Source organism: Nocardiopsis mangrovi, assembly GCF_042653925.1.
Lineage (GTDB): Bacteria > Actinomycetota > Actinomycetes > Streptosporangiales > Streptosporangiaceae > Nocardiopsis_B > Nocardiopsis_B mangrovi.
On sequence record NZ_JBHSFQ010000029.1, the window covers coordinates 71,816 to 95,467 of the forward strand.

Sequence of the window (23,652 nt, forward strand, 5' to 3'; positions counted from 1 at the left end):
CATGGCGACCCCCCGCGGCCTGGACCGCAGGCGCTTCCTGGGACTGTCCTCGGCCGCCGCGCTGGGACTGGCCCTGTCCTCCTGCGGGTTCCGCCCCGCCGACGCCGTCTACGCCCAGCCCGCCGGAGCGCCGTCCCCCGAGTTCGCCGGCCGGACCCGCGTCGTCCTGTGGCACACCTGGGGCGACGTCCCCGGGGAGGCGCTCGGCACCCTGGTCGCGCGCTTCAACGACGAGCAGGACGACATCTACGTCGAAGCCCAGTTCCAGGGCAGCTACGACGACAACGCCCAGAAGGTCGCCGCCGCCCTCGTCGCCCGCCAGGTACCCGACATCGCGGTGTTCTCCGAGGTCACCTGGCCGCGGTTCTACCTCAACGACGCCCTCGAACCCCTCAACGGCTACTTCACCGGCGGGTTCTCCGGCGACGTCTACAACGACCAGCTCTTCGCCGAAGGCGTCCTGCGCGACGAGAGCTGGTGGCTGCCCTTCGCCCGCAGCACCCCGATGTTCTACTACAACCGCGACCTCTTCGAGGCCGCCGGCCTGCCCGACCGCGCCCCCGAGACCTGGGACGAGATGCGCGAATGGGCACCCGAGCTGCACGCCCTCAGCGCCGGCGGCCGGCCGCTGCGCAGCCACGCCTACAACCAGATCGACGGCGACTGGATGTTCCAGGGCGCGGTGTGGCAGTGGGGCGGCGCCCTCTCCGACGGCCTCGACCCCGCCATCGACAGTGAGGCCGTGGTCGAGGCGGGCGAATGGCAGCGCCGCCTGGTCGCCGACGGCCACGCCTACATGGCCGCCAGCGCCAAGACCGACTTCACCAACGGCGTCGTCGCCACCATCCAGGAGTCCACCGGCGCGCTCGGCGGCATCACCGAGGGCGCCGGCTTCTCGGTCGGGGCCGGGTTCGTCCCCGCCCAGCTGGAATCGGGCGTCGCGACCGGGGGCGGCGGGATGTCGATCATGCGCAACGCCGCCGCCGAGCGCAAGGAGGCCGCGTTCGAGTTCCTGAAGTTCGCCGCCCGCCCGGAGAACTCCGCGTACTGGACGGTCACCACCGGCTACCTGCCCACCGTCAAGGCCGCCACCGAGGACGGCGAATTGCGGCAGAGGATGGCCGACGACCCCAACTTCGCGGTGTCCATCGACCAGCTGCCCACCGCCCGCGCCACTGACGACATCCGCCGGTTCGGCCGCGGCGTCAACGTCGCCGTCTACGGCGGCCTCCAGCGCATCTGGGCCGACAACGAGCCCGCGTCCGACGTCTTCGCCGGCGTCCAGCGCCGGGCCGAGGCGATCGCCGACCAGGTACGCGACCAGTACGAGGCCAAGGTCGCCTGACCCGGCCGCGAAGAGGCCACGGCCGCCCGGCCCCGCCGCCGGGGGCGCCCACACGCCCCCGGCGGCCACCGGCCAGCCACACCGACGACACCGACGAGGAGCACCCGCCATGCCCCCCACCATCACCGGCCACCGCGGCGCGATGGGCCTGGAGCCGGAGAACACCCTGCGCTCATTCCGCCGCGCCGTCGCCGAGGGCTGCGACGAGATCGAGCTCGACCTGCGCCTCTCCCGCGACGGCCACCTCGTGCTGCTCCACGACTCCGACCTGGCCCGCACCGGGGGAACCGGCGCCCGCATCGCCGACCTCACCCTGGCGGAGATCCGCGCGCTCGACCCCGACCCCGAGACGCGCGTGCCCACCTTCGCCGAGGCCGTCGACGCGATCCCCGTCCGCGTCCAGGCCGAGATCAAGGACCCGGCGGTGGCCCCGGCGCTGGCCGGGCTGCTCGACGCCGCCCCCGCCCTCGCCGCCCGGACCCTGGTGACCTCCTTCGACGCCGCCGTCCTGCGCGAGGTCCGCCGCCTGCGCCCCGATACCCCCGTCGGGCTGATCACCCACCGGGCACCGGCCACCGGAGCAGAGCTGGTCGACGCCGCCCGCGACGCGGGGGCCGGCACCGTGCTGTGCGGCATCGAAGGACTGACCCGCGACCACGTCGACGCCTGCCACGCCGCGGGCCTCCAGGCGACCGCCTGGCCGGTCCCGGACGCCCGGACGTTCGCCGAGGTCGTGGCCATGGGCATCGACGGCGTCACCACCGACAACCCCCACCTCGTCCGCGCCGCCCCGAGCACCGCCTGAGCCCGCGCGCCGCCGCGCCCCCCGCAGGGGCGGGCACGGCGGCGCGCGTCCGGTCCGTACGTGGCGTGGAGATCCGTGCCGCCGGCCGCGCGGGCGGAGACTGCGCCCGGTGCGGAGTGGACGCCTCGGCCAGAGCGCCGCCACGACCCGCCCCACGGCAGGGCACCGGCACGCGTGGACAAGGGGCGCCCGTCCCCCCCATTGCGAACACGGGCGCCGCCCGGCCGCTCCGGCGGTGCCTCGGCCGCGGGCGCGCCGGGGAACGGGGCCGGTCAGCCGCGAAGGAAGGCCGCCTCCACATCGGGGGCGAGGCCGACCACGGGGCGGTCGGGGCGCTGCGGCGGCACGCCGCCCAGCCCTTCGAGCCACGCCCACGTGTCGGCCACCGTCTCCGCCACCGGGCGGCAGCGCAGCCCCGTCGCGAGCGCCTTGGCGACGTCGCCCCGGTGCAGGGTGTCGTACAGCTCCCCGGGCGGCAGCCAGATCGGCAGGGCCGTCCACGGCTCGATACCCGCGGCGAGGATCGCCTCCGGATCGCTCCAGCGCAGCTCGGCCGGGCCGCCGGTGGCGCGCACGCAGGCGGCCAGCAGCCCGCCCATCGTGGTGTGCCCCGGCGGGCTGACCAGGTTGTAGGCGCCGCCGCGCCCCGCCTCGACGGCGTCGGCCGCCCAGGCGGCGAGGTCGCGGGCGTCGATGTACTGCAACGCCAGCCCGCGCGGCCCCGGCGCCAGCACGGGGCCGCCGCGCGCGATCCGCCGCAGCCACCACGGCAGCCGCCCGATGTTCTCGCCCGGGCCGAGGATGAGGCCCGCGCGCACCAGCAGCGCCCGGTCTGCGAACGATTCCGCCGCCGCCAGCTCGCCGCCCCGCTTGGCCCGCGCGTAGTCCGCGTCGCCGTCACCCGGCGCACCGTCCACCAGCGGTCCGTCCTCGGCGAGCCCGGCCGGCGCCGGGGCGGCGTACACCGACCTGCTGGAGACGTACACGTAGTGTCCGGCCCGGCCGGCCAGCAGCCGCGCCGTCTCGCGCACGGCCCGGGGCGCCCCCGCCCAGGTGTCCACCACCGCGTCCCACGTCCCCCGGGCCAGCGCGGCCCGCCCGCCCGGTGCGGTGCGGTCGCCGATCAGGTCGGTCACCCCGGGCGGCGCCGGATGGCGGCCACGGTGGAAGACGGCGACCTCCCAGCCCCGGCCCAGCGCCTCGTCCGCGATGGCGCGCCCGACGAACTCGGTGCCGCCCAGTATCAGCAGTCTCATGGCCCCACCCTGCCCGCCTCGCCCCCCGCCCGGTACCGCGTCCTGCTGCGGGCGAAATCGCCCACAGCAGAACCGCGGACCCATGGACCGCCGCCGGGTACGGCGGAGGGCGCCGGAAGGGCGCGCCGCGGCGGACCACCCGGTCCACGACCGCAGGACGGGTCGCGATGTCGGCCCCCATCAGAACGGGGTGGGGATGATCTCATCGCCCTCGTGGCCGAAGCGGTGCTCGGTGTACCGGCCCGACCAGTGGCCGGCTTGTCGGCGGCGGTGGCGAACTCGCGGCCTCTTGCATGAGGCGGGTCGTACTCGTGCAGTCGGCCGGGCCCCGCGTGCATGGGAGATCGAGAACGCATCGGCTATCCTCCCTGGCCACGTCGCCGTCGGCCACGGGCCATGACCTCGCGTTCGCCGGCGCGGACGTGGCCGCGCACGGCGAGTTCCACAGCGAAGGCGTCCTCCCCGCGGACGCGGTTCACCATCACCCGGTGCGCCCTGCGCGAGGAGCCCTGCCGTTCGGGGCACGGCCACGAGCCGGTGGTAGGCGCGTTGGCTCATCGGTTGTCGGTCGTGGCCGGCGAGGCGGGTGTTGCCGGCGCCCCGTACGATGAGGTGGTGGAACTCGTGGAACGGCCGCGCGCAGGCATCGGCGTGCGGCGCCTCGACCGCTGTCTGTGAGCGGCCGGGGTTCTCCTCCAGTAGGCCGAGTTCGGCGACCGGGCCCCTGCGGGCGAGCAGGCGCGTACCGGGTTCTTCCGACATCTCCTTGAGCTGGAAGAGCTTCACCACCTCGCGCGGCGAGGGGCGGCGCACGAAGGTGCCGACCCGCGCCGGATCTCCACCAGACCCTCGACCTGGAGCTGTTCGAGTGCTTCGCGGATGGGGGTGCGGCTCGTGCCGTCGGCCTCGGCCGGCGCCACCTCCGACAGGGGCGCTCCCGGTGGGTGGGCGCAGCCGATGATCGCGTTGCGAGGTTCCTCCACGACGCGGGCCCAGGTCCCCTTGGGCGCCGCCATCACCACGTCACCGCCGAACGGCGAGTGCTCGTGCACGCCGCAGAAGGTGAGCCGGCCCGTGCATACGTCCATATGCGAACAGGAGTCCCTTGGCGAGCGATTGAACAGGTGATGCACGCGATTGACGTCTTTCCTCGACGCTGGATCAATAGAGATAACGGTTCTCTGCCATGCAAGATATTGTTTTCTGCGCCACCGTGGGTCGTGGCCCGCGTCGCGACCTCGGGGTCGCCCGATGAGCGGCGATACCACCGCCAAGGGGCGCCTGGGAACGGTCTTCTGGGCCTCCCTGGCCGTCTCCTCGCTGTTCGTGGCCTGGGGCGTGCTCGCCCCCGGCCACCAGATGGCGACGATGAACGCGGCCCTCGACCGGATCACGCTCGGGTTCGGCTGGGCCTACCTGCTGCTTCCGCTCCTGCTGCTGATCCTGCTCACGGGCCTGGCGTTCAGCCGCTACGGCCGCATCCGGCTCGGATCGGACGACGACCGGCCCGAGTTCGCCACGCACACCTGGATCGCCATGATCCTGTGCGCGGTCATGGGCATCGGCCTGGTCTCCTACGGCATCGCCGAGCCGATCTCGCACTTCGCCGCCCCTCCCCACGGCCTGGCCGAGGAGGGGACGCCGCAGGCGGCGATCCGCGCGCTCCAGTACTCCTTCTACGACTGGGGGCTGCACGCCTGGGCGATCTTCGCGGTCTTCGGGCTGGGGCTGGGCTACTCGATGTACCGCAAGAAGCGCCCCGGCCTGGTCAGCGCCCTGTTCCGGCCGCTGCTGGGCCGGCACGCCGACGGCCCCGCCGGCAAGGTCATCGACATCTTCACGGTCTTCGCCACACTGTTCGGCACCACGACCTCGCTGGGGCTGGGGGCACTCCAGATCGACAGCGGCCTGAACCGGCTGCTGGGCACGCCCACGGGCACCGCCACCCAGGTGGTCATCGTGATCGCGGTGACGGCCGTGTTCAGCCTGTCGGCGGCCTCCGGCGTCCAGCGCGGCATCCGCTACATCAGCGAGATCAACCTGTCGGTGGCCCTGCTGCTGTTCGCGTTCGTGCTCTTCCTGGGCCCGACCGCGTTCCTCGTCTCGCTCTTCCTGGAGTCCCTGGGCCAGTACGGCGACGAGTTCCTGCTGATGAGCCTGCGCGGTCCGGCCTTCGGCGACACCGAATGGCTCCAGGGCTGGACCTACTTCATGATGGCCTGGTGGGTGTCCTGGGGCGCGTTCGTCGGCGTGTTCCTGGCCCGGATCTCCCGCGGGCGCACCATCCGCCAGTTCATCCTGGTCGTCCTCGGCATGCCCAGCCTGGCCTTCTTCGCCTGGTTCTCCGTCTTCGGCGGTTCGGCCATCGAACTCGACCTCAACCACGGCACGGACATCGCCGGCGCCACCGCCGCCGACCTCAACAGCGCGTTCTTCACCACCCTGGCCGAGTTCCCGCTTCCCGCGGTCACGGCGGCGCTGGTGGTGCTCCTGGCGGTCCTCTTCTTCGTCTCGGGCGCCGACGCCAACACCTACGTCCTGGGCATGCTCACCACGCGCGGCTCCATCCAGCCCCGGGTGCCGATCCTGCTCCTCTGGGGTGCGATGACGGGCGCCCTGGCGATCATCCTGCTGCTGTCCGGAGGGCTCGACGCCCTCCAGCAGACCGTCATCGTCGCGTCCGCGCCGTTCCTCGTCGTCATCGTCGGCGTCGTCGTGTGCCTGTGGCGCGACCTGAGAACCGAACCGGCGGACCCCTCCCCGCCCTCGGAGCCCCGCCCTCGCGGCACACCGGAAGATCGCCTCACCCCGCTCTCCTAGAGGAGCGTCGGTGGAGCCGGCGGTCGGCGGACGCTGCGCGGGGCCCGCCGACGGAGCCGGCGCCGGACGGGGTTTCCCCCGGCGCCGGCTCCGGGCCCTCACGGGGCGTCCGTCAGGCGCGTCTCCCAGGCCCAGGCCGCGACCTCCACCCGGTTGCGCACCCCCAGCTTGGCCTGGACCGCGGAGACGTGGCCCTTGACCGTGCTCAGCGAGATGAAGAGCTCGGCGGCGATCTCCTGGTTGGTCCGGCCCCGCGCGATGGCCCGGACGACCTCGGTCTCGCGCTCCGACAGCGGGCGCGCCGGCTCGCGGGCGGGCGGCGCAGCGGCGGCCGCGATGTGGCGCAGCAGCCGCAGGGTGACCGACGGCGCGACCAGCGCGTCCCCGGCGTGGGCGGCCCGGACGGCCTCCACGAGCAGGCCCGGACCGGCGTCCTTCAGGATGAAGCCGACCGCACCGCCGCGCAGCGCCCCGTAGACGTATTCGTCGAGATCGAAGGAGGTCACCATGACCACCCGGAGCGGATCGGCGAGCCCGGGGCGGGCCAGGGCGCGGGTGACCTCGATGCCGTCGAGCCGGGGCATCCGGATGTCCACGAGGCACACGTCCGGGCGCAGCCGCCGGGCCAGGGCGACCGCCTCGGCTCCGTCCGCGGCCTCGGCCACGACACAGATGTCCGGCTGGTCCTCCAGGATGATCCGCAGACTGGCGCGGATCATCGCCTGGTCGTCGGCGAGCAGGACCCGGATCGTCACGGGCGCCCGTTTTCGGACAGGGGAAGGGTGGCGCGCACCGACCAGCCGCCCCCCGGCCGCGGGCCGGCGTGCAGCGTACCGCCGAGGGACTCGACGCGCTCGCGCATCCCCACGAGCCCGTACCCGCCGCGGTGGGGATGGCGGGCGGCGGCGGACGGCGCGTCGTCGGCCACCTCGACGGCCACGGCGTCCGTGCCTTGGCCGACGTCGACCGTCACCGCGCGGGCGTGCGGAGCGTGGCGGACGATGTTGGTCAGCGACTCCCGGACGATCCGGTGAACCGTACTGGTCACTTCGGGCGCCCAGCCCGGTTCGCCCTCGGGCAGCCGCAGCTCCACCGCGGGTCCGTGGCGCTCGAAGCGCGCGACGAGCTCCCCGAGGCTCTCCGGGCCGGGGGTGGCGGGAGCGGCGTCGTCGCCATCGCGCAGGAGGCCGACGACGCGCCGCGTCGCCGCCAGCGCGTCGGTGCCGGCCGCCTCGATGCCGGCGAAGGCCCCGGCCGCCGATCCCGGGTCCGTGCGCGCGGCGATGGGAGCGGCCTGTGCCATGAGGACGATGCCCGCGATGTGGTGGGCGACGACGTCGTGCAGTTCCCGGGCCAGGTCCAGGCGCTCCGCGCGGCGCACCTCCTCGGTCATGGCCCGGCGGCGGGCGGCGAGCAGCCGCGGCCCCAGCCCCGCCGCGACGGCGGCGAGCCATCCGGCGACGCCCAGCAACGGCACGGCCGTCCCCGCGGAGGAGGCGAGGGCGGCGGCCAGGGAGCCGGCGGGCACCGCGAGCCCGCCGGCCGCGACGGCGCAGGCCGGCCGGGGCGGGAGTGTGCGGACCGCGGATCCGACCAGAACGGATAGGGCGAGCGACATGGCGGGGCTGGGCTCGGCGGGTTGGTCGGCGATCCGGGAGACCGCGGCGGCGGCCGCGGCGACGGACAGGCCCGCGGCCGCCGTCCACGCGCGGTCGTACCGGCGCGCCAGGGCGATCGCGCACACCACCGCGCCGGCGGCGGCGTCGAACCGCCAGTAGCCGCCGCCCCAGCTGGCCGCGATCTGGGATGCCTGGAACGCGAGCGCCGCCGCGAAAACGGCACCGAGGCCGATGTCGGCCGCGGTCCGGACCCGGCCGGCCCGCCGGAGCCGAACCACCATGGAGATCAGGCTAGGCGATCTCCGCTCGCGCGGAACCGGCCGAAAGTACGGTCGCGGACGGGCGGAACCCGTCCTTCGGCCGGTGCCGCCGTCCGGCCGGATCCCCAGGATGGGGTGCCATGCGACGCGACGACATCCCGCCGGTGCCCGGAAGCGGTGAACCGGCCCACAACGGCGGCCCCCGGACTCCTGACGACCGAGACCCGCCCATGCGGCCCGGCCCGGCCGTGGACCCGGCCGCCGCCTCCGGACCCGGACAGCGGGGCGGATCCCGGCGCGGCACCCGTGCGCTCTCCTCCGGCCGGGCGCGAATCGCCGCGCTCGACGTCCTGCGCGGGTTCGCGCTGTGCGCGATCCTGCTCGCCAACATCCAGCTGATAGCCGACGCCGAGGCCGCGTTCGTGGAACCGCCCCTGGGCGACGCGCAGCCCTGGATCGGGCTCCCGATCTTCTGCCTGCTCTTCGGTATCGGGTTCGCGCTGCTGCTGGACTCCGCCGCGGACCGCGTCCGCCGCCCGCGGCTGGCCCTGCTGCGCCGGCTCCTGGCGCTGCTCGCGATCGGCCTCGTCCACGCGCTGCTGTGGCGGGGCGAGATCCTGGTCCCCTACGCCGTCGTCGGCCTGCTGGTGCTCCTGCCGTCGACCTGGCTGCCGCGGTGGGCCGTGGCCGGCTCGGCGGCTGTGCTCGTCCCGGCCGCGCTGATCGCCGGCGGGGGCGGCCCCCTGATGATCGCCGGGCTGTTCCTGCTGGGCTCGGCGCTGGTCCGGTTCGGGGCGGTCGCGCGGATCGAGCGGTCCACCCGGGGCCCGCTCCTGCTGGGCCTGGTCTTCGCGACGGGCGCGGCCCTCGCCCTGTGGGCGCCGGCCGGGGAGGTGGCCGGGCCGGTCGCGGTACAGCCGACCGTCACATCAAGCCTGGCCGATCTCCTGCTCACCGGTGTGTACGTGTGCGCCCTGCTGGTCCTGCTCAGAACACCGCTCCGGGCCGCGCTGCTGGCCGTCTTCGCGCCACTGGGCCGGATGGCGCTGACCAATTACCTGGGCTCCACACTCCTGGTCCTGGCGGCCGGTCACATCCTCGGCCTGCCGATCGGCCGGTCCCTGACCGCGGCGCTCCTGACCGCCGGGGTCATCCTCGCCGGTCAGTGGCTGTTCTCCACCCTCTGGCTGCGCCGCTACCGCCAGGGGCCCGCCGAATGGGTCTGGCGCTGGGCGACGTGGGCCCGCCGCCCGCCGCTGCGCGCCCTGTGACGACCGATGGCCGTGCGCCCCGGCCCCGCCGGTGCGGGGGCCGCGGCCGGTCCCGCCTGATCGCGGTGCGCCGGTGCCGCCCGTTCGTCGAACACACGTGTCCTACGCCGTACAGGTGGTCGTGGGGCGCACTCTTCCCGCGCCGGGCGCGGGAAGGCCCGGCGCCTGATCCGGCGCCGGGCCTCGGCTCATAGGTTCCGCCTGTCGGCCGGGATCAGCCGGCGACGACACCGCTCAGTTCGTTGGGGGCCTCCGGCAGGGTCGCCGTCTCGGTGACCTCGCGCGTGGCGAGATCGATCACGGAGAGCTCCCGGGTGCCGGGGTCGGTGACATAGGCGGTCGCGCCGCGGACGAAGATGGCCGGACGCGGCTCCTGCCACTCCAGCGGCTCCTCCCACTCCCCGGTGACGTCGACGGTGTCGACGACCTCGGCCTCCTCGGGGTCGATCACGTGGATCCGTCCGTCGGTGCCCAGCACCAGGGCCTCGCCCTCGGGGCCGCGGGCCAGCGAGCGGAAGGTGTAACTGGTGCCCAGGTCGACCAGTTCGAGGTCGCCGGTCTCGGTGTCGATGAGCGAGACCTGCTCGGGCCGCTCCAGCTCGGCGTCGGCGTCCTGCTTGTAGTCGCCGAGCACGATCGGAGAGGTGTCGGAGCCGGCCTGGTTGCCGATCCGGCCGTACTCGGTGGGGCTGTCGGCCTTCGCGAACTCGCCGTCCCGGTACACCAGGACGCCGTCCTCGCAGCCGATCACCACGGCCTCGCCCTGTGCGGTGGCCTCCCCGTGCACGCCGGGGCAGTCCTCGTTGCGGGCGATCTCCTCACGGTCGGGGCCGAGTGCCACGACCGTGTCGCGGGTCTCCTCATCGCCCTCCGTGACGACCAGTTCGCCGTTCTCCAACTCGATCGCCACCCCGTGGTGCGGCTCCGGGGACGTGAAGGTCTCGGTCTCCGGCAGGCCGCCGCCCAGCTCCTGCGGGTCGAAGGAGGTGACCTCGCCCGTGCCGTCGGCGAAGAGCACGGTCCGGCCGGCGTGGCGGACCACGTGGCCGGGCTCGGCGCCGTCGAACTCGCCACCGGTCAGCTCGGGGGCGGCCGCGTCCAGGACGCGGAACCCGGTGGAGGTGGAGACGAGCACGTGGCGGTCGTCGCCGGCGGGGTTGAGGCGGTTGAAGCCGTCGAGCGGGATGTCCTCGGCGACCTCCAGGGTGGTGCCGTCCACGACGTAGACGCCGCCGTCGTAGGTGGCGACGAGCGGATCCTCGACGGTCGCCGGCGCCGGCGCGGCGCCGCTGTCCGGCCCCTCGCCGGACTCTTGGGCGCCGCAGGCGCTCAGGACGAGGCCGGCGGCGATCAGCGCCGACAGCGTGGCCGCCGTCGTGGTGGGGGTGCGGTGGGGACTGGTGTTCATCCGTTCCTCATTCTCGTTTCTCATGCGGGGGTGTGGCGGGGCGCGCCGCCCGGGGGGTGTGGCGACGCGCCCCGGGTCTGCCGGGGCGGGCGCTCAGCCCGCCCCGAGGCCGCCGGCGATGGCACCGGTGTTGGAGCGGACCATCTCCAGATAGGTGGGGGCTCCGCCGTCCTCGCCGGTCAGGGACTCCGCGTGCAGTTCGACGACCTCGACGTGCACGCCCGCCTCGTCGGCGAGGACCTGCGCCAGCCGGTCGGGCTGCGCGGAGTCGGCGAAGATCGCCGACACCCCCGCGTCGCGGACCGCGCCGGCCAGCGACTCCAGGTCGGCCGCGCTGGGGGAGGCGAGAGTGGTCCCGCTGGGGATGACGGCGCCGACGACCTCGAAGCCGTAGCGCTGGGCGAAGTAGCCGAAGACGTGGTGGTCGGTGACCAGGCTGCGCCGGTCCTCGGGGATCTCGGCGACGCGCTCCGCCGCCCATGCGTCCAGCTCCGCCAGCTCGTCCCGGTAGTCGGCGGCGTTGTCGCGGACAGTCCGCGCGTCGACGCCGTCGACCTCGGCGATCACGCGTTCGGCGATGGCGTCCACAGCGGAGGCGGTGCGCAGGGGGTCGGTCCAGAAGTGCGGGTCGGGCTCGCCGGCCATGTCGGCGGCGTCCTCGGGCGTGTAGGCGATGGGGTCGACCTCGTCGCCGACCGCCAGAGTGGGCACCCCGGCGTCGTCGGCCGCCCGCACATTGCGCAGGACGCCCTCTTCGAGGCCGAGCCCGTTGTACACCACGAGCGCGGAGCGCTCGATGAGCGCCGCCTCCTGGGCGGAGACGCCGAACGAGTGCGGGTCGGCGTCGGGCTTCATCAGAACGGTCACCTCGGCCTCGTCGCCGACGACCTCCCGGGTGATGTCGCCGAGGATGTTCGTGGTGACGACCACCCCTTCACGGTCCGGTCCGGTGGCCGCGCACGAGGTCGCGGCCATGAGCAGTCCGGCGGCGGCAGCGGCCGCCGTGCACCGGGTCCGCGGGAGGCGGCGCGCGCGGTATCGGCGTGTGGTCATCGCCGTCACCGGCCCGTCTCGACCATGAGGGCGGGCGAGAAGTCCAGGGGGAATTCGCGGGCCACGCGCAGGTCGTCGTTGTAGTCGATCTCGTGGACACGGTCCGCGGAGGCGTCGTTGACGTAGGCGCGGGCGGTGTCGATCCGGATGGCGGGCGGAGCGGCGCCGGAGCCGGTGTCGCCGGCCGGCGCCTCCAGCGGGCCGTCCAGCAGTTCGCGGTGGGCGGTCTCCTCGCCGGACTCGGTGTCGTAGGCGCGCAGGACGCCGTCGGGGGTGAGCGCCAGAAGGGGCGCGCCCTCGCCGACCGCGTTGGCGGCGACCACCGGGCCCGTGTCCACCCGGGTCCAGGACCCGGCCGTGACGTCGAGCACCCACACTCCGTCGTCCCCGGCCGGGGCGGCGAGGGTGGCGCTTCCGGGGCGCTGGGTGAAGGTGCGGGCGCGTTCGCCGGCGGGGACGTCGCCGGGGTAGGGGATCTTCTCGCCGGTGAACGCGCCGTCCTCCTCGGCGACCACCAGGGCGCCGTCGGCGCAGCCGAACACGGCTCCGCGGCGGGTGACGCCGTGGCCCGCCGGATCGGGGCACGACTCGTCGATGCCGCCGGTCCGTGCCCCGGCGCGGTCGTATACGCCCACGGTGCCGCCGTGCCCTTCGGCGGGGACGAGCACGTGCCCTCCGAAGGGCACGGCCGCGGCGGCCGTCGCACCGCTAGCCACCTCGATCGACCCGGCCTCCTCCACGGCGCCGTCCTCCAAGCGTTCGCGGTCGAGGAGGCGGACGGCACCGCCGGAGGGCAGCGAGGTGACGGCGGTGTCGCTGACGGCGTCGCCCGCCAGGGGCCCGGCCACGGTGCCCACATCGCGAATCTCGGCGCGGTAGTAGTGCGCGTGGTCCCCGTGGTCCACGGTCCAGGCGCCGCTGTCGAAGACGTGCACCGTCTCGCGGTCCGCGGCGGTGACGTAGGCGAACCGTCCGTCGCCGCTGATGCCCGCGGCGCCGTCGGCCCGGCCGATCTCGGTGACCTCCTCGGTGATCAGGTCCAGGACGTGCACGGCGCCGGTGGAACCGTCCGCCAGGACCAGCCGCGATTGCGGTTCGGCGGTCTCCTCGGCGCCCTCCACGTAGCCGTGGGGGACGTCGTCCGCCTCTCCGGCGGGCGCGTCGCCGGGTCCGGCGGCACACCCGGCGAGCAGCAGGGCCGCGATGGCCGCGGCGGGCGCCGCGGATGTCTGATCGTGCCTCACACCGAGACCTCGTCTTCCTTCGTGGTGGTGGCGGTGCCGATGGCACCGGTGGGGGAGTGGGGGGCGGTGAGGGGGGTGCGCCCGCGCGCGGCGGCTGCGAGCGCGGAGGCGGCGAAGAGGGCCACGGCGACCGCGGCGATCGTGGCTCCGGCCGCGGTGCCGGCGTGCCACGACACCACCAGGCCCAGCGCCGTCGCGGCGCAGCCCAGCAGCGCGGCGCCGAGCATGATCAGCGGGATGCGCCGGACCCACAGCGCCGCGGCGGCGGGCGGGGCGATGAGCAGGCCGAAGACCAGGAGGGTGCCCACCACGTGGAAGGACGCGACGATCGCCAGCGTGACGAGCCCGAGAAGGCAGGCGTGCGCCAGGCGGGGACGCAGGCCCAGGGTGGCGGCCTTGCGCGGGTCGAAGGCCAGGGCGACGAACGACCGGTGGCCCAGAGCGGATACCGCGACGGCGACCGCGAGCGCGACGGCGAGGTACACCAGGTCGCGGTCGCGGACCGCGAGGACGTCGCCGAAGAGGAAGCCGGTCAGGTCGACCGCGAACGACCGGGAGTGGGAGACGATGATCACGCCCGCGGAGAGCATCCCGACGAACAGCAGGCCGATGCCGGTGTCCTGCGACAACCGCGCGGAGCGGCCCAGCGCGGTCACGCCCAGGGCCATGACGGCGGCGCTGACCGCGGCCCCCGCGACCAGGCTGCCGCCCAGTATCGACGCGAGTGCGACACCGGGCAGCATCCCGTGCGACATCGCGTCGCCCAGGAAGGCCATGCCGCGCAGGACCACCCAGGTCCCGGCCAGTGCGCAGATCAGCGAGACGAGGACGCCACCCCACAGGGCCCGGCGCACGAAAGAGACGGCGAACGGGTCGAACAACCATTCCATGGCCCACACAGTACAATGATAATCATTATCGTTTTCATTGGGGGTGCCGTGAAGAGTCATGAAATGTCGGCCGTGGTGATCAACGGGCTCTGGGCGGGCTACGGGAGGCGCCGGGTCCTGCACGGCGTCACGGCCCGTATCCCCGCGGCCCGGGTGACCGCGGTCGTCGGCCCCAACGGCTCGGGGAAGTCCACCCTGCTCGGGGCGGTCGCCGGCGTCGTCCCCGCGGCGGCGGGCACCATCGGCCGGCGCACCGCCGAACGCCCCGCCCTCGTCGTGCAGCGCAGCGCCGTCGCCGACGCGCTGCCCATCACCGTCCGCGAGACCGTGTCCATGGGCCGCTGGGCGCAGCGGGGGGCCTGGCGCCGGCTCACCCGGCGCGACCGCACCGTCATCGACTCCTGCATGGACCGGCTGGACATCCGCCACCTCGCCGAGCGACCCCTGGGGGCGCTCTCCGGCGGCCAGCGTCAGCGCGCCCTCGTCGCGCAGGGGCTCGCCCAGGAATCGGACCTGCTGCTCCTCGACGAGCCCGCCACCGGCCTCGACGTCGAAGCGCAGCAGCGGATCTCCGGTGCGCTCGACCACGCCACGCGGCAGGGGGCCACCGTCGTGCACGCCACCCACGACCTCGCCGCCGCCCTGCGTGCCGATCACTGCATGCTGATCACCGGAGGCAGGGTCGTCGCGGAAGGGCCGCCGGCGGACGTCCTGACCCCCGGCGCACTGGCGCGGGTGTGGGGTGTCCCGCAGGTGGAGGGCGAGGGAGCTCCGGGCGGCGCGGCGCGCTGAGCGCCCGCCCGGCGGACCGGCTCGATCGCGGGTGGCCGGAGCCGGTCCCCGCCGGGCGGCGGTTTACTCGAACGCCTGTGTCCTACGTTGTACAGGTGCCCGTTGTTGTTCTATCAAACTCGCGGCCCGCCTCAGTCAGCTGCCGAACCCTCCACCACGGCCGCGACCTCCTCGGCCGTCCACGCCCGCACGGCCCCGGGCCGGCCGGCGAGGTAGGCGCCGGTCCGCCGGGCCGACCAGCCGTGGGCGGCGCGGAGCCCCCTTCCGATCGTGCCGAGGTAGCCGGCCGAGGGGGCGGCGGCAGGTACGTCCGTGCTCCGCTCGGACGCGGTGAAGGTGAGGACGGGGTGGCCGTCGAGGCCGCCGCAATAGAGGAGGGTCTCATAGCGTCCCGGCCCCAGGACGAGGCGGCCCGTGCGCACGACCTCGGCGAGGTCGTGGTCGGCCCTGGGTGCCTGGTACATCTCCTGGGCGGCGATGTCGGCGAACTGCCCGGCGGTCACCAGGTAGGCGCGCGCGGGCGCGGCGCCCGGCAGCCCGGGGTCGTACAGCGCGAGCCCGCCGCCCCACATCGGGGAGGCGAACGCGAAGTGGACCCCGCCCTCCAGCCACAGGGCACGCCGGTCGCGCGGGGGCGTGCGGTCGCGGCATCCGGGGTTGGCCCGCGCGCCCCCGGGCGGGACGCCGCCCGAGACGTAGCACGCGAAGCGGTCCGCGGACATGTTCGCCCCGTAGCTCGCGTACCAGACGAGATCGGGGGCGGCGGGTTCGGGCACGGCGGCCTCCGGCTATCGGGTCGGTCGGTGCGGCCGTCAGCCCGCGGCGGGCTGCGGATCGCCGGTCAGCGACCGCTCGAAGCAGACGCTCAGCGCGGAGCCGGCGTAGTGGCCGTAGGGCTCGATCCGCCGGTACCCGCAGCGCTCGTACAGCCGCACCGACTCGGCCTGCTCGGTTCCCGTCTCCAGGCGCACCACGGACGCGCCGCGCTCCCGCGCGGTCCGCTCCAGCGCGCGCAGCAGGACCTGGCCGACGCGGCGCCCGCGCCAGGCGGGGACGACGTACATGCGCTTGACCTCGAATGCGCCGTCGTCCAGTGCGCGCAGCCCACCGCAGCCGATGGCCTCCCGGCTGCGCGCGTCGACGGCGAGGAGGAACACGGCGGTGTCGCCGCCGGAGGGTTTGGGGCCCGGCTCGGTGTCCGCGCCATAGCGGTCGCGGACCTCGCGCTGCTGGTCCCCGCGCAGCCGTGCGCCGTCGGGGTGGTCCCAGTCGACTTCGGTGATCTCGATGCGCACAGGCCGAGCGTATGCCACCGCACGCCGCGGGGGACGGGGAGGGGGCGCGCCCGGCGGTCATCGCGGCGCCTCCCCTGCGCGGGGTGGCGGTTCCGCGGCAGGGGGCGCGTCCGAGCAGCGGGGAGGGGCGGGCTTCGCGCACGCGTGCCGGCGTCTCCCGTGTCCTCCGTGTTCGTTCGGTACCGGCGGTCGGCGGCGCGCCCGCGCCGCGGGCCGGACTATCGTTGGCCGGGTGGTGGACTCCGTTGTCCGGCGGCTGCGCCGCCGCTTCCTGCTCTCCGACTGGACGCCGGTTACCAGTGGGCTGTCCGGTGCGCGGGTGTGGCGGCTGGAGGGGCGCCGGCGCCTCTACGTGAAGATCGACACCGACCCCGCGGCGCTGCGCGCCGAAGCCGAGCGGTCCGCGTGGCTCGCCAAGGCGGGCGTCGGCGCGCCGGACACGGTCGAGATCGGCGAGCGCGACGGTGTGGGCTGGCTGGTCACCACGGCGGTGCCCGGCCGGCCGCTGAGCGAGCCGTGGCCCGCTCATCTGCGCGCGCCGGCGGTGGCGGCGCTGGCCCGGTTCGCCCGGCACCTCCACGACCTGCCGGTCGAGGACTGCCCGTTCGAGCGGGGTGTGGCCGTCACCGTTGCGCAGGCGCGCGCCAACGTCGCCGCCGGGGCGGTCGATGCCGACGACTTCGACGACGAGCGCCTGGGCCGGAGCCCCGAGGACGTCCTGGGGGAATTGGAGCGGAGCGTCCCCGCGGCCGAGGACCGCGTGGTGTGCCACGGCGACCTGTGCCTGCCCAACGTCCTGGTCGACCCCGCCACGCTGGAGTGGACCGGGGTGGTCGACACCGGGCGGCTGGGTGTGGCGGATCGCCACATGGACCTGGCCCTGGCCTGCCGCAGCCTCTCCGACACCGGGCCGAACGAGCAGTACGGTCCGCCGTTCGCCCGCGCGTTCCTGCACCACTACGGCGACCAGGTCGCCGACCCGGCGCGGATGGCGTTCTACCGGCTGCTGGACGAGTTCTTCTAGCCGGTGCCGGGGCCGTTGCCGGCCGGGGCGGTGTCGATCCGGGCCGTGCCGGCCAGGGCCGTGCCGTCGGCCGGCCGGTGTCAGGGACGGCGGCCGGTGGAGGCCAGGAGCTGGGTCTGGGCGTCGGCGGCGTCGCTGACCGGGACGGGGTCGGCGAACATCGGGCCGCCGGACATGCCCTGCTCCTGCCACCAGTCCAGCAGCGTCTCGGACAGGCGGGTGTCGAGTGTCTCGTCCTCGCCGATGCCGCGGCCCAGGTCCCAGGCGTGCACGGCCAGGTCGAAGGTCATCTGCCACAGGTAGATCGCCCCGGGGACGTCGCCGAAGGACAGGTGGACGGTGCGCTCGGTGGCGCCGGGGCGCAGCCATGCGGCGCGGGCGTCGCGGGCGGCGACCTCCCATGCGATGACGGGGTCGTCGCCCAGGGGGTCGGCGGCGAAGTCGTCGCCGGCGTCCTCGATGCGGCCGCCGCTGACGAGGTAGGGCACCCATATCTGCTCGGAGACGATGTGGGCGACGAGGTCGTGCACGTCCCAGCTGATGCAGGGGGTGGGGTCGGGCCACTGGCCGGGCCGGACCGCGTGTACGCGGCGGTCGAATTCCTGCATGGCCTGACCGTGCAGATCGAGCAATTCCGACATGACCGCTCCCTTCGGCGGGGTGCTGCTGGTGACCGCATGCCCTCTACCCATGGGGCGCGGGTGGCAACCTTCCGGCTTCGGGGCCGGATGATCGGTTCGCCCGTGTTCACGGCTTGTGCGGTGGCCTGAGGGGGTGCGTTACCCGTCCGGGCGGCCGGGTAGGGACCGCCTCCGTAAATTCTTCCGCTCGATGTGTGCCCCGGCGGTGTTGCGCGCCGCTCGATCACGGCGCGTCACGATCATGGGAGCACGATCGTTCGAGGCCCGGCCCCCTGCGCGGCCGGCGCCCGCGAGGACCCCGGCGAGGAGACAACGTGGCAACACCGGATCCGCACGCGGCCAGGACCGCGGGGGAGCTGAACATCGTCCATGTGACGCTGATCGCGGCGGCCGCCGCGATGGGCGGGTTCCTGTTCGGATACGACAGTGCCGTCATCAACGGCGCGGTGGACGCCATCCAGAGCCATTTCGCGGTGGGGTCGGCGATCACCGGGCTCACGGTGGCCGCGGCCCTGCTCGGTTCGGCCGTGGGCGCGGCCATCGCCGGGAGCCTGGCCGACCGGATCGGCCGCATCCGGGTCACGCAGATCGCCGGGGCGCTCTTCGCCATCAGCGCGATCGGTTCCGCGCTGCCCTTCGCGATCTGGGACCTCGCGCTGTGGCGGGTCGTCGGCGGTATCGCGATCGGCATCGCGTCGGTGATCGCGCCCACCTACATCGCGGAGGTCTCGCCGCCGGCCTACCGGGGCCGGCTCGCCTCGTTGCAGCAGTTGGCGATCGTGCTGGGGATCGCGCTGTCGCAGCTGGTGAACTTCGCGATCGCCGCGGCCGCCGACGGCAGCGCGCTGAGCGACCTGGGGCCGCTGGGGGCGTGGCAGTGGATGCTGGGTGCGGCGGTGGTGCCGGCCGCGCTCTACATCATGCTGAGCTTCACGATCCCCGAGTCGCCGCGCTACCTGGTGCGGGTGGGGCGCGTGGACGAGGCCCGCCGGGTGCTGGAGGAGGTCGAGGGCGGTGACGTCGAGCAGCGCATCCGGGAGATCCGGGAGGCCCTGGGCTCGGAGGTGCGCCCCCGGCTGGGTGATCTGCGGGGCCGGTGGGGGCTGCTGCCGATCGTGTGGATCGGTATGGCGCTGTCGGCGTTCCAGCAGCTGGTGGGGATCAACGTGATCTTCTACTACTCGTCGTCGCTGTGGCAGTCGGTGGGGGTGGACGAGAGCAATTCGCTCCTGCTGAGCCTGTTCACCTCGATCGTGAACATCGTGGGGACCTTCATCGCGATCGGCCTGGTCGACCGGATCGGCCGGCGGCCGCTGCTGCTGGTGGGCTCGGGCGGTATGGCGGTGGCGCTGGCGGTGACGGGGTTCGCCTTCAGCCACGCGCGGGTCGTGGGCGCGCAGGCGAGCCTGTCGTTCGGCTGGGGTGCGGTGGCGCTGACGTCGGCGAGCCTGTTCGTGCTGTTCTTCGCGCTGTCGTGGGGGGTCGTCACCTGGGTGCTGCTGGGCGAGATGTTCCCGCTGCGGATCCGCGCCGCGGCGATGGCCGTGGCCACTGCGACCCAGTGGGTCGCGAACTGGCTGGTCACGGTCACGTTCCCGGCCCTGCGCGACTGGAATCTGAGCGGGGCCTACGGCATCTACACCGTCTTCGCCGTGCTGTCGTTCGTGTTCGTGTGGTTCTGTATCACCGAGACGAAAGGGCGCACGCTGGAGTCGATGGGGAGGTGAGCCCGGTGGGCGACGACCTGCGCGAACCCGCGGTGCCGCCCGATCCGCCGATGGCTCCGTCCTCCGCCCGCCCCCTGCTGCTGATCGATGTCGACGGCCCGCTCAACCGGTTCGCGGGCGGCCACCGCGGCGCCTACCGCGCCGGGTACCGGAAGTACCGCATGGGGCAGGGCCACCACCTGATGCTCCACCCCGGACACGGCCGCCGGCTGGCGGCACTGCCCTTCGATCTGGTGTGGGCCACCACCTGGGAACACGAGGCCGACCAGTGGATCGCCCCGCTGCTGGGGCTGCCCCCACTACCGGTCATCGAGTGGCCTGACGGCGCGCCCACCTATGGGCGCGTCCACTTCAAGACCCCCACGGTCGTGGACTTCGCGTCCGGCCGCCCGTTCGCCTGGGTCGACGACGAGGTCACCGACGAGGACCGCCGTTTCGTCGCCGAGCACCATGCGGGTCCCGCGCTGCTGCACCACGTGGACCCCGCGGTAGGTCTGGCCGACGACGACTTCGCGGCGCTCGCCGAATGGGCCGGACGGCTGGGCGCGCCCGGCACCGGCCACGACGACGGTCCCCGCGCCGGCGGCGTCGCACGGGGTGGGTGATGGCGGACGCGGGGGCCTGTCGTCGGCCCGGATGTTCGTCAACCGCCGTCTCGGCCTCCTCTGTCACGCCCTCGCTCCGACGACCTGGACCAGGTCCCGAAACCGTCCGTGATGCCGAACAGGATGATGGCGGCCAAGAAGACGATCGCCAGGGCCACCTCTAGCAGGACCAGCACGAGACACCTCCCGGGGATGAGGTGGGTCTACCCCTACCCGCTGTCGGCGGTTTTGCGACCCGGTCGGGCCGCCGGATCCGGCGGTTCCTCAGGTGTGCGGGCCAGGAGCCGCAGGGCGCCGAGGCGGTCGTCCTGCCGGGTGCCGCGTCCGGGGTAGGGGTAGCCTCGGCCCGGGGCGGCGGGTGTCGCTGCCGATGGGACGAGCGAGAGTATCCGGAGAACCATGAGCACTTTGCACGAGATTCCGCTGACGACCCTGGCCGGCGACCCCGCCACGCTGGCCGACCACCAGGGGAAGACCCTGCTGCTGGTCAACGTGGCCTCCAAGTGCGGCCTCACCCCGCAGTATGCGGGCCTTCAGCGGCTCCAGCAGCGTTTCGCCGGCCAGGGCTTCACCGTCCTGGGCTTCCCCTGCAACCAGTTCATGGGCCAGGAACCGGGCAACGCCGAGGAGATCCAGACGTTCTGCTCCACCACCTACGGCGTGGACTTCCCGCTGTTCGAGAAGCTGGACGTCAACGGCGAGGGCCGGCACCCGCTCTACGGAGAGCTGACCCGCACCGCCGACGCCGACGGCGAGGCCGGCGACGTCCAGTGGAACTTCGAGAAGTTCCTCGTCTCGCCTCAGGGCGAGGTCGTGGGCCGGTTCCGGCCGCGTACCGAACCGGAGGCCGACGAGGTCGTCTCCGCCATCGAAGCTCAGCTGTCCGGGGGTTCGCCGGCCGCGCCGTAGCCCTGCGCCCCGTCCCACCCGGACCGGCCCCCGATCCGCGGGGGACCGGTTCGCGTGGGACGCCGCCCCTGCCACCGCCGCCTCGACCGGCGCGCAGAGCCGACACCGTACGCGGTCCGGCGGCGTGGCGGACCCGGATCCGCCCGGTGGCGGCGCCCGTGGCACAGTTGGGCGACCGGAGCGGTCCGGTCGCGGGGCGGGCGAGAGGGGTGGGTCGATGCGGGTGCTGCTCATCGACAACCACGACTCCTACACCCACAACCTCGCCCAGCTCATCGCGGTCGTGCTCGGCGCCGAGCCCGAGGTGGCGGCCAACGACGCGCCCGCTCTGGAGCGGGCCGCCGCCACCGGCCTCACCGGGTTCGACGCCGTCGTGGTCTCCCCGGGGCCCGGGCGCCCGCAGCACCCCCGCGACCTCGGCGCCGTCCCGCGCGTACTCGCCGATACGGCGCTGCCGGTGCTGGGGGTGTGCCTGGGCCACCAGGCGATCGCGCACTTGGCGGGCGCCGCCGTGCACGCGGCGCCGGTACCCCGGCACGGCCACCTCAGCCGGGTCCGCCATACCGGCGCGGGGCTGTTCGCGGGGGTGCCGCAGGGCTTCACCGCGGTCCGCTACCACTCGCTGGCCGTTCCCGAGCCACTGCCGGAGGCGCTGGAGGCCACCGCCTGGGCCGAGGACGGGGTGCTCATGGGGCTGGCCCATCGCACCCTGCCGCGGTGGGGCGTGCAGTTCCACCCCGAGTCGGTCGCCAGTGAGCACGGCGCGCGCGTCATCGCCAATTTCGGCGACCTCGCCCGACAGGCGCGGGACGGGGGCGCGGGCGCGCCCGAGATCGGGACGGGGCGGCGGCCGGGCCGCGCGTCCGCGACCGGAGCCGAGCCGGGCCCCCGCCCCGTGCCCCGAAGCGGTGTGGGGCGGAACTCCCGCCCGCCCGAGACCGAGGCGCAGCGGAGCGCCCTCCGTGCGTCCGAAACCAGGGCGGAGCGACACCCGCGCCGTGCGTCCGAAACCCCGGGCTGCACCCCGGACCCCAGTGGTATCGGTTCTGACCTGCGAAGACGAGATCCCGTGGTGTCCGAAACCCCGGGCGGTGCCCCGCGTCCGGATCCCGGCGAGCTCCGGTTCGCCACCCTGCCCTATGCCGTGGACACCGAAGGCGCCTTCGTCCGCCTCTACGGCGACCGCACGCATGCGTTCTGGCTCGACAGCAGCCGGACCGGCCCCACCGCGCGCTTCTCGTTCCTGGGCGACGCCCAGGGGTCCCGCGGCGAGGTGCTGACCTACCGGGCGGGCGAGGGCTCGGTCGCCGTCTCGGCGCAGGGCAGGACCGGGTGGCGCGAGGCCGGGACCGTCTTCGACGCCCTGCGCCGGCGCACCGCGCCGCGCCCCGGACCCGCGCCCGCGGGGCTGCCGTTCGACTTCGCCGGCGGCTATGTGGGCTATTTCGGCTACGAACTCAAGGCGGATCTGGGGGCGGCGGGCCGCCACCGTTCGCCCCTTGCCGATGCGGTGTGGCTGCGCTGCGACCGCTTCGTCGCCGTCGACCACGCGGCCGGCCGCACCTACGCGGTGGCGGCCGACGGCGGCGCGGACGGCGACGCCTGGATCGCGGCCACCGTGCGGGCGCTCGCGGCCCTTCCCGCCCCGCCGCCGGCCGGGGAGCCCGGGGGAGCCGACCCCGCGCCACTGCTGGAGCGCTCGCGTGAGGGGTACGAGGCCGACGTCAAGGAGTGCCTGGGCCGCCTCATCGAGGGGGAGAGCTACGAGGTCTGCCTGACCACCCGGCTGCGACTGCCCGCTCCCGAGGACGACGTCGCCTACTACCGGCGGCTGCGCCGGGCCGCCCCCGCGCCCTATGCCGCCCTGCTGCGGCTGGGGGAGACGGCGGTGTTCAGCGCCTCGCCCGAGCGGTTCCTGCGCGTCGGCGGCGACGGCACCGCCGAGAGCCGGCCCATCAAGGGGACGGCGCCGCGCCACGCCGACCCCGTGGCCGATGCCCGGCTGGCGGCGGGGCTGCGTGCGGACCCCAAGACGCGGGCCGAGAACCTGATGATCGTGGACCTGGTCCGCAACGACCTGGGGCGCGTGTGCGAGCCGGGCGCGGTGGGGGTGCCGGGGTTCATGTTCACGGAGTCGCACGCCGCGGTGCACCAGCTCGTCTCCACGGTGCGCGGGCGGCTGCGGGCCGGGGTGCACGCGGTCGACGCCGTGGGGGCGTGTTTCCCGCCGGGGTCGATGACCGGTGCGCCCAAGGAGCGGACGATGGAGATCATCGACGGGCTGGAGGTCTCGGCGCGCGGGGTGTACTCCGGTGCGCTGGGTTATCTGTCCTACGGCGGCGCGGCCGACCTCAGCGTCGTGATCCGCACCGCGGTGCGGTCGGGGGACGTGCTGACCGTGGGTGCGGGCGGTGCGGTGGTGCTCGACTCCGATCCGGGGGAGGAATACCGCGAGATGCTGCTGAAGGCCGCCGTCCCCCTCGGTGGACTGCCGTCCCCCGCCACCGGCTGAGAGGCGGCCGGGATCGTCGCCGTGGACACGCGAACGGCCCCGCGCCGGGAAGCGCGGGTTCTAGCGGTCCCCGCAACACCCTGGATTTCAGGGAGTTGCGGGGACCGTGGATTTTGAGGGGTTGAAGGCAAGGTTCTTCGAGGCGCTGGACCAGCAGGACGGCAGTGTCTCGGGTG

General features: G+C 74.4%; 21 protein-coding genes. 10 read left to right on the top strand and 11 right to left on the bottom strand.

Annotated features, from left to right (window positions below; genetic code table 11):
* Position 1 precedes the first annotated feature (1 nt).
* Entirely contained in the window at positions 2-1,345 is a 1,344-nt protein-coding gene (locus tag ACFO4E_RS23675) for an ABC transporter substrate-binding protein (RefSeq protein ID WP_378578383.1), read from the top strand.
* A 109-nt stretch (positions 1,346-1,454) separates the two neighbouring features.
* Positions 1,455-2,150 carry a glycerophosphodiester phosphodiesterase gene (locus ACFO4E_RS23680; protein WP_378578384.1) on the top strand — a complete coding sequence of 232 codons (696 nt, stop codon included), beginning with the start codon at positions 1,455-1,457 and terminating at the stop codon, positions 2,148-2,150.
* A gap of 272 nt (positions 2,151-2,422) precedes the next feature.
* Here the strand turns inward: ACFO4E_RS23680 and ACFO4E_RS23685 are convergent, their stop codons facing one another.
* Together ACFO4E_RS23685 and ACFO4E_RS23690 are read right to left on the bottom strand one after the other, a co-directional pair.
* Complete coding sequence (locus ACFO4E_RS23685) at positions 2,423-3,406, bottom strand: NAD-dependent epimerase/dehydratase family protein (RefSeq protein WP_378578386.1); 984 nt, start codon at positions 3,404-3,406, stop codon at positions 2,423-2,425.
* Between the two features lie 782 nt (positions 3,407-4,188).
* On the bottom strand, positions 4,189-4,494 hold the full coding sequence (locus tag ACFO4E_RS23690; RefSeq protein WP_378578387.1) for a GntR family transcriptional regulator: 306 nt from the start codon (positions 4,492-4,494) through the stop codon (positions 4,189-4,191).
* A 163-nt stretch (positions 4,495-4,657) separates the two neighbouring features.
* Here ACFO4E_RS23690 and ACFO4E_RS23695 point away from each other — a divergent pair, with 163 nt between their 5' ends.
* On the top strand, positions 4,658-6,226 hold the full coding sequence (locus tag ACFO4E_RS23695) for a BCCT family transporter (RefSeq protein ID WP_378578389.1): 1,569 nt from the start codon (positions 4,658-4,660) through the stop codon (positions 6,224-6,226).
* Positions 6,227-6,324: 98 nt separating this feature from the next.
* Here the strand turns inward: ACFO4E_RS23695 and ACFO4E_RS23700 are convergent, their stop codons facing one another.
* Together ACFO4E_RS23700 and ACFO4E_RS23705 are read right to left on the bottom strand one after the other, a co-directional pair.
* A complete protein-coding gene (locus tag ACFO4E_RS23700) occupies positions 6,325-6,981 on the bottom strand; it encodes a response regulator (RefSeq protein ID WP_378578391.1) in 657 nt (218 codons plus the stop codon).
* A complete protein-coding gene (locus ACFO4E_RS23705; RefSeq protein WP_378578392.1) occupies positions 6,978-8,126 on the bottom strand; it encodes a sensor histidine kinase in 1,149 nt (382 codons plus the stop codon). Before ACFO4E_RS23705 ends, ACFO4E_RS23700 begins: the two co-directional genes overlap by 4 nt.
* Positions 8,127-8,245: 119 nt before the next feature.
* Between ACFO4E_RS23705 and ACFO4E_RS23710 the strand changes: the two genes are divergently transcribed.
* Positions 8,246-9,376: a DUF418 domain-containing protein gene (locus tag ACFO4E_RS23710; protein ID WP_378578394.1), complete on the top strand. Its 1,131-nt coding sequence runs from the start codon at positions 8,246-8,248 to the stop codon at positions 9,374-9,376.
* A gap of 214 nt (positions 9,377-9,590) precedes the next feature.
* On the opposite strand, the gene aztD is transcribed toward ACFO4E_RS23710, so the two are convergent.
* The 4 genes from aztD to aztB all read right to left on the bottom strand — a co-directional run bounded on the left by aztD (position 9,591) and on the right by aztB (position 13,971).
* Entirely contained in the window at positions 9,591-10,784 is a 1,194-nt protein-coding gene (aztD, locus tag ACFO4E_RS23715; RefSeq protein ID WP_378578396.1) for a zinc metallochaperone AztD, read from the bottom strand.
* A gap of 93 nt (positions 10,785-10,877) precedes the next feature.
* Entirely contained in the window at positions 10,878-11,837 is a 960-nt protein-coding gene (gene aztC, locus ACFO4E_RS23720) for a zinc ABC transporter substrate-binding protein AztC (protein ID WP_378578398.1), read from the bottom strand.
* A gap of 5 nt (positions 11,838-11,842) precedes the next feature.
* Entirely contained in the window at positions 11,843-13,081 is a 1,239-nt protein-coding gene (locus ACFO4E_RS23725) for a hypothetical protein (protein ID WP_378578400.1), read from the bottom strand.
* Positions 13,078-13,971 carry a zinc ABC transporter permease AztB gene (aztB, locus tag ACFO4E_RS23730; protein ID WP_378578402.1) on the bottom strand — a complete coding sequence of 298 codons (894 nt, stop codon included), beginning with the start codon at positions 13,969-13,971 and terminating at the stop codon, positions 13,078-13,080. Before aztB ends, ACFO4E_RS23725 begins: the two co-directional genes overlap by 4 nt.
* A 63-nt stretch (positions 13,972-14,034) precedes the next feature.
* Here aztB and aztA point away from each other — a divergent pair, with 63 nt between their 5' ends.
* Complete coding sequence (gene aztA / locus ACFO4E_RS23735) at positions 14,035-14,763, top strand: zinc ABC transporter ATP-binding protein AztA (protein ID WP_378578423.1); 729 nt, start codon at positions 14,035-14,037, stop codon at positions 14,761-14,763.
* 131 nt (positions 14,764-14,894) lie between these two features.
* On the opposite strand, the gene ACFO4E_RS23740 is transcribed toward aztA, so the two are convergent.
* Together ACFO4E_RS23740 and ACFO4E_RS23745 are read right to left on the bottom strand one after the other, a co-directional pair.
* Complete coding sequence (locus tag ACFO4E_RS23740) at positions 14,895-15,539, bottom strand: histone deacetylase (protein ID WP_378578404.1); 645 nt, start codon at positions 15,537-15,539, stop codon at positions 14,895-14,897.
* Between the two features lie 36 nt (positions 15,540-15,575).
* On the bottom strand, positions 15,576-16,058 hold the full coding sequence (locus tag ACFO4E_RS23745) for a GNAT family N-acetyltransferase (protein ID WP_378578407.1): 483 nt from the start codon (positions 16,056-16,058) through the stop codon (positions 15,576-15,578).
* 235 nt (positions 16,059-16,293) lie between these two features.
* Between ACFO4E_RS23745 and ACFO4E_RS23750 the strand changes: the two genes are divergently transcribed.
* Positions 16,294-17,082 carry an APH(3') family aminoglycoside O-phosphotransferase gene (locus tag ACFO4E_RS23750; protein ID WP_378578425.1) on the top strand — a complete coding sequence of 263 codons (789 nt, stop codon included), beginning with the start codon at positions 16,294-16,296 and terminating at the stop codon, positions 17,080-17,082.
* A gap of 80 nt (positions 17,083-17,162) precedes the next feature.
* On the opposite strand, the gene ACFO4E_RS23755 is transcribed toward ACFO4E_RS23750, so the two are convergent.
* Positions 17,163-17,723, bottom strand: coding sequence for a TIGR03086 family metal-binding protein (locus ACFO4E_RS23755; RefSeq protein WP_378578409.1), 561 nt, complete (start codon positions 17,721-17,723; stop codon positions 17,163-17,165).
* Between the two features lie 398 nt (positions 17,724-18,121).
* Between ACFO4E_RS23755 and ACFO4E_RS23760 the strand changes: the two genes are divergently transcribed.
* From ACFO4E_RS23760 to ACFO4E_RS23775, 4 genes are all read left to right on the top strand, one after another.
* Complete coding sequence (locus ACFO4E_RS23760) at positions 18,122-19,450, top strand: sugar porter family MFS transporter (RefSeq protein ID WP_378578427.1); 1,329 nt, start codon at positions 18,122-18,124, stop codon at positions 19,448-19,450.
* A 5-nt stretch (positions 19,451-19,455) separates the two neighbouring features.
* Positions 19,456-20,055 (top strand): hypothetical protein, encoded by a 600-nt coding sequence (locus tag ACFO4E_RS23765; protein ID WP_378578411.1) that lies wholly within the window; start codon positions 19,456-19,458, stop codon positions 20,053-20,055.
* A gap of 399 nt (positions 20,056-20,454) precedes the next feature.
* On the top strand, positions 20,455-20,964 hold the full coding sequence (locus ACFO4E_RS23770) for a glutathione peroxidase (RefSeq protein ID WP_378578413.1): 510 nt from the start codon (positions 20,455-20,457) through the stop codon (positions 20,962-20,964).
* Between the two features lie 217 nt (positions 20,965-21,181).
* Positions 21,182-23,476, top strand: coding sequence for a chorismate-binding protein (locus ACFO4E_RS23775; protein ID WP_378578414.1), 2,295 nt, complete (start codon positions 21,182-21,184; stop codon positions 23,474-23,476).
* Positions 23,477-23,652 lie beyond the last annotated feature (176 nt).

Bases quoted from the DNA above. Each gene is read 5' to 3' on its own strand.
- ACFO4E_RS23675 (WP_378578383.1), top strand. From the start codon at position 2: ATGGCGACCCCCCGCGGCCTGGACCGCAGGCGCTTCCTGGGACTGTCC.
- ACFO4E_RS23680 (WP_378578384.1), top strand. From the start codon at position 1,455: ATGCCCCCCACCATCACCGGCCACCGCGGCGCGATGGGCCTGGAGCCG.
- ACFO4E_RS23685 (WP_378578386.1), bottom strand. From the start codon at position 3,406: ATGAGACTGCTGATACTGGGCGGCACCGAGTTCGTCGGGCGCGCCATC.
- ACFO4E_RS23690 (WP_378578387.1), bottom strand. From the start codon at position 4,494: ATGGACGTATGCACGGGCCGGCTCACCTTCTGCGGCGTGCACGAGCAC.
- ACFO4E_RS23695 (WP_378578389.1), top strand. From the start codon at position 4,658: ATGAGCGGCGATACCACCGCCAAGGGGCGCCTGGGAACGGTCTTCTGG.
- ACFO4E_RS23705 (WP_378578392.1), bottom strand. From the start codon at position 8,126: ATGGTGGTTCGGCTCCGGCGGGCCGGCCGGGTCCGGACCGCGGCCGAC.
- ACFO4E_RS23710 (WP_378578394.1), top strand. From the start codon at position 8,246: ATGCGACGCGACGACATCCCGCCGGTGCCCGGAAGCGGTGAACCGGCC.
- aztD (WP_378578396.1), bottom strand. From the start codon at position 10,784: ATGAACACCAGTCCCCACCGCACCCCCACCACGACGGCGGCCACGCTG.
- aztC (WP_378578398.1), bottom strand. From the start codon at position 11,837: ATGACCACACGCCGATACCGCGCGCGCCGCCTCCCGCGGACCCGGTGC.
- aztB (WP_378578402.1), bottom strand. From the start codon at position 13,971: ATGGAATGGTTGTTCGACCCGTTCGCCGTCTCTTTCGTGCGCCGGGCC.
- aztA (WP_378578423.1), top strand. From the start codon at position 14,035: ATGTCGGCCGTGGTGATCAACGGGCTCTGGGCGGGCTACGGGAGGCGC.
- ACFO4E_RS23755 (WP_378578409.1), bottom strand. From the start codon at position 17,723: ATGTCGGAATTGCTCGATCTGCACGGTCAGGCCATGCAGGAATTCGAC.
- ACFO4E_RS23760 (WP_378578427.1), top strand. From the start codon at position 18,122: ATGGGCGGGTTCCTGTTCGGATACGACAGTGCCGTCATCAACGGCGCG.
- ACFO4E_RS23770 (WP_378578413.1), top strand. From the start codon at position 20,455: ATGAGCACTTTGCACGAGATTCCGCTGACGACCCTGGCCGGCGACCCC.
- ACFO4E_RS23775 (WP_378578414.1), top strand. From the start codon at position 21,182: ATGCGGGTGCTGCTCATCGACAACCACGACTCCTACACCCACAACCTC.